This is a genomic window from Spongiibacter tropicus DSM 19543, from assembly GCF_000420325.1.
GTDB lineage: Bacteria > Pseudomonadota > Gammaproteobacteria > Pseudomonadales > Spongiibacteraceae > Spongiibacter > Spongiibacter tropicus.
In genome coordinates this window covers 255,597-271,354 of sequence record NZ_ATUS01000005.1, presented here as the reverse complement: position 1 = coordinate 271,354, position 15,758 = coordinate 255,597, and the positions used below count along the sequence as shown (strand labels likewise).

General features: G+C 54.6%; 16 protein-coding genes and 1 tRNA gene. 1 reads left to right on the top strand and 16 read right to left on the bottom strand.

What is annotated here, in order from left to right:
• The 13 genes from G411_RS22225 to adk all read right to left on the bottom strand — a co-directional run.
• The coding region (locus tag G411_RS22225) for a hypothetical protein (RefSeq protein WP_211218371.1) at positions 1 to 396 on the bottom strand (396 nt) is incomplete at its 3' end.
• A 445-nt stretch (positions 397 to 841) separates the two neighbouring features.
• Positions 842 to 918, bottom strand: a tRNA-Pro gene (locus G411_RS0117560).
• A gap of 43 nt (positions 919 to 961) precedes the next feature.
• A complete protein-coding gene (locus G411_RS0117555; protein ID WP_022960520.1) occupies positions 962 to 1,318 on the bottom strand; it encodes a MerR family transcriptional regulator in 357 nt (118 codons plus the stop codon).
• Entirely contained in the window at positions 1,299 to 1,601 is a 303-nt protein-coding gene (gene ihfA, locus G411_RS0117550) for an integration host factor subunit alpha (protein ID WP_022960519.1), read from the bottom strand. The genes G411_RS0117555 and ihfA overlap by 20 nt, the downstream gene beginning before the upstream one ends.
• Positions 1,602 to 1,606: 5 nt before the next feature.
• The gene (pheT, locus tag G411_RS0117545; RefSeq protein WP_022960518.1) at positions 1,607 to 3,970 is read right to left on the bottom strand and encodes a phenylalanine--tRNA ligase subunit beta; all 2,364 of its coding nucleotides are present in this window, start codon (positions 3,968 to 3,970) and stop codon (positions 1,607 to 1,609) included.
• Between the two features lie 59 nt (positions 3,971 to 4,029).
• Entirely contained in the window at positions 4,030 to 5,046 is a 1,017-nt protein-coding gene (gene pheS, locus G411_RS0117540; RefSeq protein WP_022960517.1) for a phenylalanine--tRNA ligase subunit alpha, read from the bottom strand.
• A 132-nt stretch (positions 5,047 to 5,178) separates the two neighbouring features.
• Positions 5,179 to 5,535: a 50S ribosomal protein L20 gene (rplT, locus tag G411_RS0117535; RefSeq protein ID WP_022960516.1), complete on the bottom strand. Its 357-nt coding sequence runs from the start codon at positions 5,533 to 5,535 to the stop codon at positions 5,179 to 5,181.
• Positions 5,536 to 5,566: 31 nt separating this feature from the next.
• The gene (gene rpmI, locus G411_RS0117530) at positions 5,567 to 5,761 is read right to left on the bottom strand and encodes a 50S ribosomal protein L35 (RefSeq protein WP_022960515.1); all 195 of its coding nucleotides are present in this window, start codon (positions 5,759 to 5,761) and stop codon (positions 5,567 to 5,569) included.
• Positions 5,762 to 5,810: 49 nt separating this feature from the next.
• The gene (gene infC / locus G411_RS0117525) at positions 5,811 to 6,311 is read right to left on the bottom strand and encodes a translation initiation factor IF-3 (protein ID WP_281168410.1); all 501 of its coding nucleotides are present in this window, start codon (positions 6,309 to 6,311) and stop codon (positions 5,811 to 5,813) included.
• Positions 6,312 to 6,352: 41 nt separating this feature from the next.
• Positions 6,353 to 8,278, bottom strand: a complete 1,926-nt coding sequence (gene thrS / locus G411_RS0117520) for a threonine--tRNA ligase (protein WP_022960513.1) — start codon at positions 8,276 to 8,278, stop codon at positions 6,353 to 6,355.
• Between the two features lie 238 nt (positions 8,279 to 8,516).
• A complete protein-coding gene (locus G411_RS21690) occupies positions 8,517 to 9,194 on the bottom strand; it encodes a hypothetical protein (RefSeq protein WP_051151383.1) in 678 nt (225 codons plus the stop codon).
• A 66-nt stretch (positions 9,195 to 9,260) separates the two neighbouring features.
• Entirely contained in the window at positions 9,261 to 10,259 is a 999-nt protein-coding gene (hemH, locus tag G411_RS0117510; protein WP_022960512.1) for a ferrochelatase, read from the bottom strand.
• 128 nt (positions 10,260 to 10,387) lie between these two features.
• A complete protein-coding gene (gene adk, locus G411_RS0117505) occupies positions 10,388 to 11,035 on the bottom strand; it encodes an adenylate kinase (protein WP_022960511.1) in 648 nt (215 codons plus the stop codon).
• A 358-nt stretch (positions 11,036 to 11,393) separates the two neighbouring features.
• Between adk and G411_RS0117500 the strand changes: the two genes are divergently transcribed.
• Positions 11,394 to 11,723 carry a hypothetical protein gene (locus G411_RS0117500; protein WP_022960510.1) on the top strand — a complete coding sequence of 110 codons (330 nt, stop codon included), beginning with the start codon at positions 11,394 to 11,396 and terminating at the stop codon, positions 11,721 to 11,723.
• A 21-nt stretch (positions 11,724 to 11,744) separates the two neighbouring features.
• On the opposite strand, the gene mazG is transcribed toward G411_RS0117500, so the two are convergent.
• The 3 genes from mazG to cysM are packed head-to-tail and all read right to left on the bottom strand — an operon-like array spanning position 11,745 to position 15,736.
• Positions 11,745 to 12,557 (bottom strand): nucleoside triphosphate pyrophosphohydrolase, encoded by an 813-nt coding sequence (gene mazG / locus G411_RS0117495; RefSeq protein ID WP_022960509.1) that lies wholly within the window; start codon positions 12,555 to 12,557, stop codon positions 11,745 to 11,747.
• Entirely contained in the window at positions 12,554 to 14,800 is a 2,247-nt protein-coding gene (relA, locus tag G411_RS0117490) for a GTP diphosphokinase (RefSeq protein WP_022960508.1), read from the bottom strand. Before relA ends, mazG begins: the two co-directional genes overlap by 4 nt.
• A 36-nt stretch (positions 14,801 to 14,836) precedes the next feature.
• Positions 14,837 to 15,736 (bottom strand): cysteine synthase CysM, encoded by a 900-nt coding sequence (gene cysM / locus G411_RS0117485; protein ID WP_022960507.1) that lies wholly within the window; start codon positions 15,734 to 15,736, stop codon positions 14,837 to 14,839.
• Positions 15,737 to 15,758: the final 22 nt, after the last annotated feature.

Sequence of the window (15,758 nt, the reverse complement as noted above, 5' to 3'; positions counted from 1 at the left end):
AGCGCCGCCACTCAGGCCGGCCAGTTGATCCAGCAAGGGTTGCAGCGGGTTGTCGCCACCACCGGCACCTTGCAGTTGGTCAAGCAGCGGTTGCAGCGGGTTATCACCGCCACCAGCAGCGCCCTGCAATTGGTCCAGAATCGGCTGGAGGGGGTTGTCACCACCCGCACTTCCCAGTTGATCCAGCACCGGCTGCAGCGGATTGCTACCGGAGTCCAGCGCAGACAACTGCGCATCCAACTCGCCCAAGGGGCCAACCAGAGCTTCTAGCGGAGTTCCCGCCAGGCTTGATGCCAGGGGGTCAAGGATAGGAGCGAGCGGACCCGCTGTAGAAAATGAAGACGCCGATGCGACAGCAGCCGCCAACGACAGTTTTTTTATAGATATTAATTTCACGGTAAGTCCTCCAGACGTGATCCAATCACCAACTCAATAGCCGGCTTATTCTTGTCTTTATCGGTTCTCAGACCGACTTTTTCTCGTTATACGTAGCGATAATACGCGTAACTACGTATTGAATATAGTGACTAGATTCACAAAAGCCTCTTTTTTCTAACACATGTAACATAGGGGCGCCATACTGACGACGAGGGAAAGATATTTTTTAAATTCATTCAGTGGCTTAGCAATAAAGCGCCCCGGAAAAGCGTTATACCAATTTCGTTAGCGTTAAGTTTTTTTCTACCAACAAAAAGCCGGCCCACCGTAACGGCAAACCGTCATGCAGGACTAAGCCCCAGACGCCTGGATTCGCCAACTGTCAGGCAGGGAGTGGGGAGTGAAGAAGAACAAAAGAGAGGCAAACAAAAAAGGGCCGCCTTATGGCGACCCTTTCATGTAATGGTCGGAACGGCAGGATTCGAACCTGCGACCCCCACACCCCCAGTGTGGTGCGCTACCAGACTGCGCTACGCCCCGAAATGAGGGCACGAATCATACCCCAAGAATACGGTTCTGTGAACTATCTTTTCAGAAGTTTTGCTAATTCTTCCAGCTCTGTAAGCATTTGACGAATAAGCTGTTTAGACTGCAATGAATCCTCTTTGGCTTCATCACCGGACATGCGCTGACGCGCGCCACCAATGGTGTACCCTTGCTCATACAGCAAACTGCGGATCTGCCGAATCATCAGCACGTCCTGATGCTGGTAATAGCGACGATTCCCTCTCCGCTTTACCGGCGCTAACTGCGGGAATTCCTGCTCCCAATACCGCAACACATGTGGCTTTACAGAGCACAGTTCGCTGACTTCACCGATAGTGAAATAGCGCTTACCGGGAATCGGTGGCAGTTCGTCGTTATGACTTGGTTCCAGCATAGTCCTCTACCCTGGATTTTAATTTCTGGCCTGGCCGGAATGTCACCACGCGCCGTGCGGATATCGGAATTTCTTCGCCGGTCTTCGGGTTGCGCCCAGGGCGCTGACTTTTGTCGCGCAGATCAAAATTGCCAAAACCGGAAATTTTGACCTGTTCATTATTCTCTAAACAGTGGCGAATCTGCTCAAAAAACAACTCGACCAGTTCTTTCGCCTCACGCTTGTTGAGACCGAGCTCTTCATAGAGACGCTCGGCCATTTCTGCCTTGGTGAGGGACGTCATCGCATTCAGTTCCTTAGACTGGCACCGAAGCGTTCCTGCAAAGACCGCACAACCGCTTCGACAGACTGGGTGACTTCTTCCTCGGTAAGAGTGCGTGATGAATCCCGGTACGTCAAGCCCAGCCCCATGCTTTTTCTTTCTGGATCAATACCTTTACCCTCATAAATATCAAAGAGCTTCAAGTTGACCAGAGCCTCTCCAGCCGCATTTTCCACGGCCGAGAGTACATCGCTCGCCGCCATATCGCGCGGAAGAATAACGGCAATATCGCGACGCACTTCGGGATAGCGAGATACCGGCGCAAACGCAGGCACCGTTCGCGCAAGCAGCACATCCAGATCGATTTCAAAGAAATACACCGGGTTGGGCAGATCAAGCTTCGCCTGCAGGCTGGGATGGAGTGCACCGATACGCCCTACCCGCTTGTCGCCATTCCAGATATTTGCGGTCTGCCCGGGATGCAGCGCTTTGTGCTGCGCCGCCTTGAAACTCAGCGGTGCCGCTGCGGGCGCCATCAGGGCTTCCAGGTCGCCTTTCAGATCGAAGAAATCCAGCAAGTCACCAGAACCGCACCAGCTTTCCGGCTCTCGACGGCCGGAGAGCAAAGCTGCGAGCGTCGGAACCTGTGCGAGCGTTTCACCCGGCTCAAAGCGTTGTCCGATTTCAAAGAAACGCAGCCGCGACTGTTGGCGCTTGCTGTTGTACTCCGCCGTTTTCAGCAACCCCGGCAACAATGAATCACGCATTTGCGCCATATCGGCACTGATTGGGTTCAATAGCGTGACGCAATCTTCACGCTCAGACAGCTCCGCATTCAGAACCGGATCAACAAAGCTGTAACTGATCACTTCCTGATAACCACGGGAAACCAGTTGCTGGCGCAGCTCCATGGGTGAGCGATCCGCTTCATTCGATGGCGAAATATCCAATGCCGAATACACCGGCTTCACAGGCAGCCGGTTGTAACCGTAAATGCGCGCGAGCTCTTCCAACAGATCGACTTCAATCGCGATATCAAAGCGCCAGCTGGGCGGCGTTACCGTCCACCCCTGCTCGGTGCGCACCACTGCCATTCCCAATCCGGTCAGGATTTGCTCTACATCCTTCGGCAACAGAGCCAGCCCCAGCATTTTTTCGATGCGCGATTCCCGCAATGAAACGTCGCCTCGCACAGGAAGCGCCTCGCTTTCTTCCACCACAATCGGACCGGCTTCTCCTCCACAAATCTCGAGGATAAGGTTAGTGGCCCGCTCCATCGCGCGCTCGACTAACTCGTAGTCCACTCCGCGCTCAAAGCGGTGCGAGGAATCCGTATGCAAGCCGTAACTGCGAGCACGCCCCGCCAATTTCTCTGGGGTAAAGAACGCCGACTCCAGCAGCAAGTCGGTGGTATTGCTGCTGACTGCACTTTGCTCGCCGCCCATAATACCGGCCAAAGCCAAGGCTTTTTCATCGTCGGCGATCACCAGACTGTCGCCGTTTAAGCTGAGGGTCTGGCCATCCAGCAGCTCCAGCGACTCCCCTTCGACGGCATGACGCACACAAATGCCACCGGACAGCGTAGACAAATCGAAAGCATGCATGGGCTGCCCCAGCTCCAGCATGACAAAATTGGTGATATCCACTACCGCGTCAATGCTGCGCACGCCACTGCGGCGCAGTTTCTCTTGCAACCATAGCGGGCTTTCCACGCCGGGACGAATCCCGCGTACAATACGTGCCGCATAGCGCGCACAATCCGCTGGCGCAGCAATAGAGACCGACGGCACGTCGGCAATCGCAACAGGCGCTGCCGCCTGTGCGGGCTCGGCAAACGGCATGGTATTCAGAGCAGCCACTTCGCGGGCCACCCCACGAATACTGAGGCAGTCTGCCCGGTTTGGGGTCAACCCCAGCTCAAACAGCCGATCATCTAGGCCAAGGTAATGACGCATGTCGTCACCCAGAGGCGCATCACTGGGCAGCTCCATAAGGCCATCGGACTGTTCAGCCATACCCAGCTCTTGCTCAGCGCACAGCATGCCGAAGGACTCCACACCGCGCAGCTTGGCTTTCTTGATTTTGAAATCGCCAGGCAGCACAGCCCCAACCTTCGCCATGGGAATTTTTATTCCCGGGCGGGCGTTGGATGCCCCACAAACAATTTGATATCGCTGCTCACCGTCGCTGACCTGACAAACACGCAACTTATCGGCATCAGGGTGTTGCTGCGCATCAACAATTTCTGCGACTACCACGCCGGTAAACGCGCCGGCAACGGGCTCCATAGCGTCAACCTCAAGCCCAGCCATTGTCAGCTGCGCCGACAGGTCATCGCTGTCGATGCCCGGATTCACCCATTCCCGTAACCACTGCTCACTGAATTTCATGCTCTATCCGTTATCACTGTCTACCGTTGCAGGCTACAGCCTGCGCGCCAGAGAAATCGCTAGTTAAACTGCCCGAGGAACTGCAGGTCGTTCTCGAAAAATAATCGCAGGTCATTCACCCCATAACGCAACATTGCCAAGCGCTCTACGCCGATACCAAAGGCAAAGCCTGAGTATTGTTCCGGATCGATTTTGGAGTATTCAAAGACTTTGGGGTGGACCATTCCGCAGCCCAAAATTTCAATCCAGCCAGTGTGGCTACATACCCGGCAACCGTCTCCACCACACATTACGCACTGAATATCGACTTCCGCTGAAGGTTCAGTAAAAGGGAAATACGAGGGCCGAAAGCGGACGGCCAGGTCCTTTTCAAAGAAGGCGCGCAGAAACGATTCGAGCATACCCTTCAGGTCGGCAAAACTGCTTTCTTTGTCTACCAACAGCCCCTCAACCTGATGAAACATCGGCGTATGAGTCAGGTCGGAGTCACAACGATACACACGACCGGGGCAAATCAGCTTCAGCGGCGGTTCGCTACTTTCCATCACTCGCACCTGTACCGGCGACGTATGTGTACGTAGCACGGTGCCCTCACTCACGTAGAAGGTATCGTGCATTGCCCGCGCCGGATGGTGAGCAGGAATATTGAGCGCTTCAAAGTTGTGGTAGTCATCTTCGATCTCAGGCCCTTCAGCCACATCGAAGCCAATACCGCCAAAAAATTCGCTGATACGGGCGATTGTTAGCGTCACCGGGTGCAAGCCGCCCAATTGCTGCCCTCTGCCCGGCAGAGTGACATCGATGGTCTCTGCCGCGAGTTTGGCGGCAATCGCAGCAGATTCCAGAGCCGCTTTTCTTTCGGCGATCTGCTCGGCCAGCGTCTGTTTAACGCGGTTTATTTCTGCACCGGCAGCGGGCCGCTCTTCAGCAGACAGCTTCCCCAGCCCTTTCAGCAGCTCGGTGATCTGCCCCTTCTTACCGAGGTAATCAACCCGCAGTTGCTCCAGCGCTCGTCCTTCCTCCGCAGCGGCAATTTTTGCTGCGGCCTCGGCGGCCAAGGCTTCAAGATTCTCCATTACCCACTCCCGACTCAGGTACCAGGCGTTATCATCATTGGGCGTTACCCGCCCGGAAAAAAAATAGGGAAAGAGCGACGCCCTTTCCCTATCTGATTGCGATTTCAGCTTCCGCGAAACGGAAGGCTGAAATTAGGCCAGAGCTGTTTTCGCGCGTTCTACCACGGCAGCAAAGGCTTCTTTGTCGTGCACAGCCAGATCGGCCAGTACGCGACGGTCCAGACCGATTTCCGCCTTTTTCAGGCCAGCGATCAGGCGGCTGTAGGTCAAGCCGTTGGCACGAGAGGCGGCATTGATGCGGGTGATCCACAGAGCGCGGAAAGTACGCTTCTTAACGCGACGGTCACGGTAAGCGTATTGACCTGCTTTGATTACCGCCTGCTTGGCAACACGGTAGATACGCGAGCGCGCACCATAGTAACCCTTGGCTTGTTTCAGAATTTTTTTGTGACGACGGTGTGCAGTCACACCACGTTTTACGCGGGGCATAGTCTATTCCTTCTTAAAATGATGACGGTAATCAGATAGCGCGAAGCATGCGGTCGACCAGAACCTTGTCCGACTTATGGACAGCACTGGTGCCACGCAGCTGACGCTTACGCTTGGTGGTCATCTTGGTCAGGATGTGACTTTTGTGAGCGCTTTTACGCTTGTAGCCGCTTCCGGTTTTCTTGAAGCGCTTAGCCGCCCCACTGTGTACTTTTACTTTTGGCATCGTTAGATACTCCGCATTTGTATCAATCGTTCAAGCAGGCCCTATGAGCTCACTGCTTTTTCTTTTTGGGGGCGATAACCATTGTCAATTGACGGCCTTCCATCTTCGGATATTGCTCTACAGCGCCGTACTCAGCGAGGTCTGCTTCCACTCGCTGCAGCAACTGCATGCCTAGTTCCTGGTGGGCCATCTCACGACCGCGGTAACGTAGCGTTACTTTGGCCTTGTCCCCGTGCTCGAGGAAACGTATCAGGTTGCGCAGTTTTACCTGATAATCCCCGTCATCCGTCCCAGGTCGGAATTTGATTTCCTTAACCTGAGTACGAACCTGGTTTTTTCGGGCCGCTGCTTGCTGCTTTTTGGCCTCGAAAACATGTTTGCCGTAGTCCATGATTTTACAGACTACCGGATCAGAGTCCGCAATCTGCACCAGATCCAACTCCGCTTCCTGTGCGGCAGTCAATGCCTGAGAAAGGGGAACGATTCCAACCTGGTTGCCTTCAGCGTCAATCAGTCTGACTTCGCTGGCTTCGATATCTTGGTTTATCAGTGCGCGTTTACTGCGCCCTTTTCCGTTATCGCGTTTAATTGCTAACTCTCCGAATTTGCACGACTGCGAGCAGTCACGCCGTCAGTGAGAACCTGATTCAGCTCGTCAAATGACAAGGAACCCAAGTCTTCACCACCTCTTGCGCGCACCGCTACAGTTCGGTTTTCAACTTCCTTGTCGCCCACGACAAGGATATACGGCACCTTCTGTATGGTGTGCTCGCGGATTTTAAAGCCGATCTTCTCATTTCTCAAGTCCGACTCGGCTCTAAACCCTCGATCTTGCAGGAATTCTTCTACTTCAGTGACATATTCTGCCTGGGCATCGGTAATATTACAGATGACCGCCTGCACTGGCGCCAACCACAGAGGGAATGCGCCTTCGTAATGCTCGATCAAAATACCGATAAAGCGCTCAAAGGAACCGAGGATCGCCCGGTGCAACATAACTGGCGTGCGACGCTGTCCTGACTCATCCACATACTGGGCACCGAGACGACCCGGCATTGAAAAATCGACCTGAATCGTTCCCAACTGCCATACCCGGCCAATGCAGTCCTTGAGCGAGAACTCAATTTTTGGCCCATAGAACGCACCCTCACCCGGCAGCTCCTCCCAAGGCAGCGACTTGCTGTCCAGCGCCAGAGCAAGTGCCTGTTCAGCACGATCCCAGTCTTCGTCACTACCGACCCGCTGCTCGGGACGCGTCGACAGACGGTAAATCACCTCGGTAAAACCGAAGTCATCATAGACATCGTGCAGAAAGTCGATGAACTGCGCCACTTCGACCTGAATCGATTCTTCTGCACAGAAAATATGGGCATCATCCTGGGTAAAGCCGCGCACACGCATAATACCGTGCAAGGAGCCCGACGGTTCATTGCGGTGACAGGACCCAAATTCGGCCAATCTAAGCGGCAGGTCACGGTAGCTGCGCAAGCCCTGATTAAATACCTGGACATGGCAGGGGCAGTTCATCGGCTTAACCGCGAACTCCCGCTCATCAGCACTCAGCCGGAACATACCATCGCTGAATTTGTCAGCGTGGCCAGATTTTTCCCACAATGAAATGTCCACGACCTGCGGCGTCTTGATCTCCTGATAACCCTGGCGACGCTGCTGCTCACGCATGTACTGCTCTACGGCCTGATAGATACTCCAACCTTTGGGGTGCCAGAACACCATACCCGGCGCTTCTTCCTGCATATGGAAGAGGTCTAATTTCTTACCTACTTTGCGGTGGTCACGCTTTTCCGCCTCGGCAATACGATTGAGATAAGCTTTCAGTGCTTTCTTGTTCGGCCAGGCCGTGCCGTAAATCCGCTGAAGCATGGCGTTATTATGGTCACCACGCCAGTATGCTCCCGCGACCTTCGTCAATTTGAACGCTTTGAGCTTACCGGTACTGGGAACATGTGGCCCGCGACAGAGATCCATCCACTCACCCTGACGGTAAAGTGAGATCTCCTCGCCTTCCGGCAATTCCTTGATGATTTGAACCTTGTATTCTTCACCCATACCAGCAAACAGCGCGGCAGCGTCATCACGCGGCATCACGACACGATCGACCGGCAAGTCTTGTGCGGCAATTTCTTCCATGCGCGCCTCGATTTTCTCGAGATCTTCCGGTGTGAATGCTCGCTCAAAAGCAAAATCGTAGTAAAAACCGTCCTCGACGGTCGGCCCGATCGTTACCTGGGCACCGGGAAACAGGTCCTGTACAGCCATCGCCATCAGGTGGGCGGTGGAATGACGAATGACCTCCAGGCCATCTTCGTCACGATCAGTGATAATTGCCAGCTCAGCGTCGTGCTCAATCACATAGCTGGTATCGACCAGTCGACCATCGACGCGCCCAGCCAGGGCAGCTTTGGCCAAACCGGGACCGATGTCTGCTGCAACGCCTTCAACACTGATCGGCGCATCAAATTCTCGGATACTGTTGTCTGGGAGGGTAATAACGGGCATTGCCTGAATCCTTGTCAGTGGTGACCCCTACGATAGGCCACGTGAAATTGTCGGCGCGGAGGCGCAAATGAGGGCGGCTATTATGAGCACTGAAGCAGCGGGCCGCAAGGCAGGCCCGCGATAAAATGGGCGGCGGGAGTGATTTTAATTTGCTGTCTTGGCTTTGGCCGCAGCTTTCTTCGCAGAGGCCTTTTTTGCCACGCGTTTGGGGGCATCTGCTTTCTTTTTTACAACGGCTTTACTTGGCAGTCGTCTTTTTAGCGGCCTTTTTCTTCATCGCGCCTTTAGGCGCGACCGCCTTTTTGGCAGTGGCCTGTTTGCCCGGCGCTTTCTTCTTGCCTGCAGTTGTCTTTTTTACGACGGCCTTTTGTTTTCTGCCGCCAGGCGCCGCGGATTCCTGCAAAACCTCCGGGTCATTTAATTTCGAGGCCAATTGCTTCACGGCCTGACGATGCTTGGCCTGCAAGCTTTTCTCAATATCAGCAAGTTTGTTTTTATCTTCTATTGCACGCTTTTTCATAAACCGCTGTTCGAAAGCTTTCACCGCTTTGGCAAGATCTGCCTCGGTTCGACTCGCCAAGGCACTGGCCCGCTCTTCAAGCTTCTGTCGAACCGCAACCTCAGAAGCTTTGATCTTAGCGAGAACACGCGAGTCGGAGAGATTCGCGCGCCCCTCGTCCATTTGCCCACGAAGCGTCTTTAGTCGCTGATTCGCCTTATCTACAGCGGCTTTTGTCCGTTTAACCGCATTTTGTTCAGCGGCACGAGTGGACGCTTTGGCTTTTGCCTGTGCGCTCTCCCATTTTTTCTTCGCCTCGCTCAGTGTCTTGCGCTCTCGGTCAATCATCCCCTCAACCCTGCGCAAACCATCCTCGGCCTTCTTAACAAGATCAGAGAGTTGCGTTTTGCCTGGCATTGTTATTCTCCTAATTAGTTATGCAGGGTGCATCGACAAAATAACACACAAACAAACAAATGTTACTTAGTGGACGCCTTTGCCTGTGACGCTATCCAGGAAAGGGCGACACAGCTCCAGCATAAACTGCTGGTGGGCATCAGAATCATTCAAGCAAGGAATGTAGTTGAACGCTTCACCGCCATGATGCGTAAAAATTTCCTTGGCTTCGCCATCAATCTCTTCCAATGTTTCCAGGCATTCCACTGCGAACGCCGGGCACATGACGTCGAGGCTCTTGCAACCCTGCCCCGGCAACGACTCTACCGTTTTGTCCGTGTAGGGCGTCAACCACTCTGCCTTACCCAGCCTGGACTGATAAGTCAGCAGCCATTGTTCATCGCTTAAGCCAAGATATTTCGCGACGGCGCCAGCAGTTTCCTCGCAATGCTGCTCATACGGGTCACCCAATTCAATATTCCGCTTTGGGATCCCATGAAATGACATCAGCAGCTTCTCGGCACGCCCATGCTGCTGCCAATGCGCTCTGACACTCTCTCCTAAGGCCGCAATGTAATCTGGGTGATGGTGGTAGTTTCTGACCCAGGACCACTGAGGAATATTACGGATGTTGCTAAAACTGCGGGCAATGGCATCCAATGCAGCGGCGGTTGTGGTTGCGGAATACTGCGGATACAACGGCACAAACAAAATATTTTCCACACCGGCATCGCAAAGAGCTTTGATTTGGCTATCTAGACTCGGCGCGCAATACGTCATCGCCAAGCGCACGTCGATATCCGCATCCGGGTAACTCTGAGTAACTTTTTCTCGCACCCCTTCAACCAGGCTTGAAGAAAAATGCTTGAGCGGGGAGGTATCGCCAAACCAGATTTGTCGGTAAGCCTTCGATACACGCGGCGAGCGAAAGGGCAGGATAATCAGGCGGAGGATAAGCTGCCAAATAAGCCATGGCACCTCAACAACCCGGCGGTCAGAGAGAAACTCCTTGAGAAAGCGCCGTACATCGCGGGTCGATGGGCTGTCGGGCGTACCGAGATTGATGAAAACCAGCGCAGACTTCATATGCTATATATCCACAGATAAAAAACTATTGCGGGGATTATACGAAAATCCAGACAATCCGTTTTTAGTCTTTCTCAACAGATACAAAAACGGCGCCATTTAGGCGCCGTTTTGATACTGCGTAAACGTCAGCCCTGCAGGGCCTCCAGCACGCGGCGGGTAATTTCATCGACACTGCCTACGCCGTCAATGCGAGCGTACTTCGGCGCATCGTCGCCACCCAGCTCGCTGTAGAAATTGACCAGCGGCTTGGTTTGCTCGTGATAGACATTCAAACGATTGCGGACGGTTTCTTCTTTATCGTCTTCGCGCTGAATCAGCGGCTCACCGGTCAAATCATCCTTGCCCTCTTCTTTGGGCGGATTGTAGACAACATGGTAAGTCCGACCCGATGACTCATGGGTCCGACGTCCACTCATGCGAGTAACGATTTCTTCGTCAGCCACTGCAATTTCGAGCACATGATCGATCGTCACACCGGCACTCTGCAGCGCTTCTGCCTGAGGAATCGTGCGGGGGAAGCCGTCGAACAGGAAACCATTGACGCAGTCTTCCTGCGTAATGCGCTCTTTGACCAACGCGATAATAATGTCATCAGACACCAGGCCGCCTGAGGCCATAATGTCCTTCACTTTCAAACCCAGTTCCGAACCCGCTTTTACTGCGGCACGAAGCATGTCACCGGTAGAGATCTGGGGGATACCGAATTTCTCGGTAATGAATTGGGCCTGAGTCCCTTTTCCGGCCCCCGGAGGCCCTAACAAAATTACGCGCATGGTCTAACTCCCAAAGCATGGTAAAAGCGGAATGAGCCGCACGAGTCACTGCCAGATCAAGGTGATAGCTTAACGCCGCGAGTGCGCTTTCAGTCAAAGCTCGCGGGAATATCCGGTGTACAGATTATCGGTGCAAACGCACGGTGTAGTGCAGTTTCGAGCAGCATTTAATGGCTGCAACGATACACAGCTATGGGGCGAGGCACAAGTCTACGAAAGTCGAGGATAGCTAACTCAACCACTCTAACACGGCCCTTTCATACCCAACAGACGTAGAATTCACAGCCCTGTTGCTGGTGCTTTTTCCGGCAACAGGCCTAGTATTAGAGTGACTAAGCCAGCAAGCACGGGAGTAGCAATGAAACTGCGTGAACTGTTATCGCTCTGGGAAAAAACGGCCAGCGGCACACTAACCCAGGAAGAGTACCGGGTCAGACTACCGGTAGAGGATGCTGCCAAGCTGAAAGCACTGGCTGAGCTGTATCCCCGCCGGGATATTGAAGAGCTGATTACGGACCTGCTCAGCGCATCGCTGAATGAGGTGGAAAGCATGATGCCCTACGTTCGCGGGGACAAAATCGTTGCCACGGATGAGCTGGGTGATCCAATGTATGAGGACGTGGGGCCCACTCCGCGGTATCTAAGTCTCGCGGAAAAACACCTCAGTCAGGAGCAGAACAAGCACTGAAACGGGACTTGCCGGGCCAGCTTACAGCCCAGCTTCCTTCGCCTCGCGCCAGAAATCTTCTAGCTGGCTGCGGGGCGTGGCACTGACGCCCTCACCTTCTTCCGCCCGCGCCTCAACAAAACGAAACCGGCGTTCAAACTTCTGACCCGCTTTGCGGAGCGTCGCTTCGGCATCCAGACCGAGATGTCTACTGAGGTTAACGACGGAAAACAGCACATCCCCCAATTCATCCTCGATAGCAGCCTGCTCTCCGGCCTGCATGGCCTCGCGCAGCTCTGCCAGCTCATCGTGCAGTGCGTCTACAACGCCCTCAATATTTTCCCAGTCAAACCCAAGCTGGCTTGCGCGCTTTTGCAGTTTACTGGCGCGACTGGCGGCAGGCAGCGCCTGGGGAATATCGTCCAGCGCACTGTGCTGGGCTTTCTCGCCTCGCTCTTCGGCTTTGATTTCTTCCCAACGCTGCTTGATCTGCGCCTCTTCCGGGGCATCACTGCTCCGACGGCTCTCAAGGGTGCCAGCCGGAAACACATGGGGGTGACGTCTGAGCAGCTTGCAGGTGATACCGTCTACGACGTCATCGAAATCAAATGCAGACTGCTCTTCCGCCAAACGACTGTAGAAAATCAGCTGGAATAGTACATCGCCCATTTCCTGGCGAATCTGGTCGAGGTCTTCAGAGGCAATGGCATCCGCCAACTCATACGTTTCTTCCAGCGTGTGAGGCACGATGCTCTGAAAGTCCTGCTTCAAATCCCAGGGGCAGCCGTCTTCAGGGTCGCGCAGGCGCGCCATCAGGTAACGGAGGTCATCAAGACTGAAGCGTGCAGCAGTCATCCGCCCTCCCGAACCCGCTCAACAGACACCACGTTGGGCAGCCCATTCAGGCGATTCAGCAATCCTGACAACGCAGCCACATCACTGATTTCCAAGCGGATGCGCATTGTCGCCATATGCTGCGCGGTATCGGTTACCGTATTCAGAGACACGACATTCACTTTCTCGGTGGCCAGCTGCAAGGTGATATCCCGCAGCAGCCCCTGACGGTCGAAAGCCTGCAATTCGATATCGACGGGATAGGTGTCGATCTGCTCCTGCTCCCAGTCCACAGCAATAATCCGGTGCGGCTCTACGCTCTGGAGCTGGAGCAGCTTGCTGCAATCCTGTCGGTGCACACTGACTCCGCGCCCAACCGTAATGTAACCGGCAATCGCCTCGCCAGGCAGCGGCTTGCAGCACCGCGCAAAATGGGTGAGCAGATTGCCCACACCGCTGATGCGTACTTTGTTGCTGTCTTTGCCCTTGCGGGTAGGCGCCCGCAAACGCAGCAACTGCTCTTCGCTTTGCGAATCGTTCTGCCCGGCAAGCTGGTGGGCAATACGCACAAGTTGTAATGTGCTGATTTCACCCGAGCCGACCGCCGCATACATATCTTCGACACTGGCGCAATGCGCCTGATCGGCGATGTACTTGTAGTCGACGCTATTGAGCGCCAAACGCCGAAATTCTTTCTCCAGCAAGGCACGACCGGCGGTGATATTGTCCTCTTTCGCCTGCTGACGAAACCAGTGCTGCACTTTGGTCCGGGCCCGGCTGGTTTTGAGATAACCCAGGTTACTCTGCAACCAGTCTCGACGAGGCTCGCTGTCTTTACCCGTGAGAATTTCAACGCGCTCGCCGGTATTCAGTGTATAGGTCAGCGGCACAATTCTGCCGTTCACCTTCGCACCCCGACAACGGTTACCGACTTCGGTGTGAATGTGATAGGCGAAATCCAGGGGAGTCGCGCCGTTTTGCAGATTGACCACATGCCCGTCAGGCGTGAAGACATACACGCGGTCCTGGGCTCGGGTAAACTGCTCGGCCACGTCACTGCTGCTGCCGCTCTCCTCGTGCCAATCCAGTACTTGCCGCAACCAGGCAATTTTTTCGTCGTAACTGTTGTTGTTCTTCGCCGTCTTGTCTGCGCCTTTGTACATCCAGTGCGAGCAGACACCGAACTCCGCTTCTTCATGCATGGAACGGGTGCGAATCTGTATTTCCAACACCTTCCCTTCAGGGCCGATCACTGCCGTATGTAGCGAGCGATAGCCATTTTCCTTGGGGTTGGCGATGTAGTCGTCAAACTCATTCGGTACATTGCGCCACAGGCCGTGAACCAGACCCAGCACGGTATAGCAGGACTTCACATCGTCCACGAGCACCCGCACTGCGCGAATATCGTAGACCTGCGAGAAACCAATGCCCTTGCGCTGCATTTTCCGCCAAATGCTGTATATGTGCTTCGCCCTGCCGGCAATATCCGCATCAATACCTTCAACTTCCAGTGCTGCAAATAGTCGGCTGATAACGTCGTCGATATAGCGCTGGCGATCCAGGCGCTTTTCGTCGAGTAACTTTGCGATTTTTTTATAGGCGGAGGGTTGCAGGTAGCGGAAACTGAGGTCTTCCAGCTCCCACTTGATGTGACCTATCCCCAAGCGATGTGCCAGAGGGGCATATATATCAAAGACTTCACGGGCAACCCGATACCGCTTGTCGGGCCGATCCTTCACCGCGCGAATCGCCGAGGTCCGCTCCGCCAGCTTGATCAACGCCACGCGTACATCATCGACAAGCGCCACCAGCATTTTGCGTATGGTTTCGCTCTGGGCCTCAGACTGTCCCAGCACAGGCAAATCCAGCTCGGCATTAACCCTGGAAATCGCCGCCATGCCGAGCACCCCCTCGACTAACTTAGCCACAGACTGACCAAAGTCTCGCTGCAATTGCTCTAATGGCAGTCGTTCCTCACGCACCGCGCGGTAAAGCGCCGCAGCAACCAAGCTGTCCTGATCAAGATGCAGGTCCGCCAGGATTTCCACCATTTCCAGTGCGGTAAACAGGCTGCTGCCGTCTTCATCGACCACACTACTGGGACCGGCATCCGGTAACTCGGCACAGTGCTCGGCGAGCTGGAACGCACGCAGCAGTTCCTCGCTATTGACGATATTGCGGTCAATGGGCAGACGGTCGATCCAACGTGGCAAGTCCACGCGGCCATTCTGCAATTGGGGATAATCCTCGCGGACTTTTACCATGACGCTAACCCTGGGCGCCTCACAGCGCGATGCAACTTAATTCAATGTGCTGTCGAACACGCCGGTCGACAAGTAGCGATCACCGCGATCACAGATAATCGCAACGATCACAGCATTTTCGACAGTCTGACTGAGGCGTAAGGCCCCGGCCACTGCACCGCCAGACGAGACACCACAGAAAATACCCTCTTGAGCCGCTAACGCTCGCATGGTCTCCTCCGCCGTCTGCTGATCAATATCCATAACCTGGTCAACACGCTGCGCATCGAAGATGCTGGGCAAGTAAGCCTCGGGCCAACGACGAATCCCCGGAATGCTTGAACCATCCTGAGGTTGAAGCCCCACCACTTGAATGGCGGGGTTTTGCTCTTTCAAGTAGCGCGACACGCCCATAATGGTGCCGGTGGTTCCCATGGAACTGACGAAGTGGGTAATACGTCCTCCGGACTGCTCCCAGATTTCGGGGCCGGTTCCCTCGTAGTGTGCCAAGGGGTTATCCGCATTGGCGAACTGGTCCAGCACCTTACCCTCTCCGCGCTCTTGCATAGCAAGTGCCAAGTCTCGCGCGCCTTCCATCCCCTCTTCCTGACTGACTTCAAGCAAGGTCGCGCCGTAAGCGGCCATGGCCAGTTTGCGCTCTGCACTCATGTGGCTCGGCATGATCAGTATCATTTTATAGCCGCGAATAGCCGCAGCCATCGCCAGCGCAATACCGGTATTGCCACTGGTCGCCTCAATCAGGGTATCTCCAGGCTGAATGTCGCCGCGGGCCTCCGCGCGCGCTATCATGCTCATCGCGGGGCGATCCTTGACCGAACCGGCCGGATTATTGCCCTCAAGTTTTAGCAGAATCGTGTTGCTGCTGTTATCCAGCCGCTGCAATCGCACCAGAGGTGTATTGCCAATGTACTGCTCTATGGTGGGGAATTCTGTCATGGAGATGGAACCTCGGGGCCGG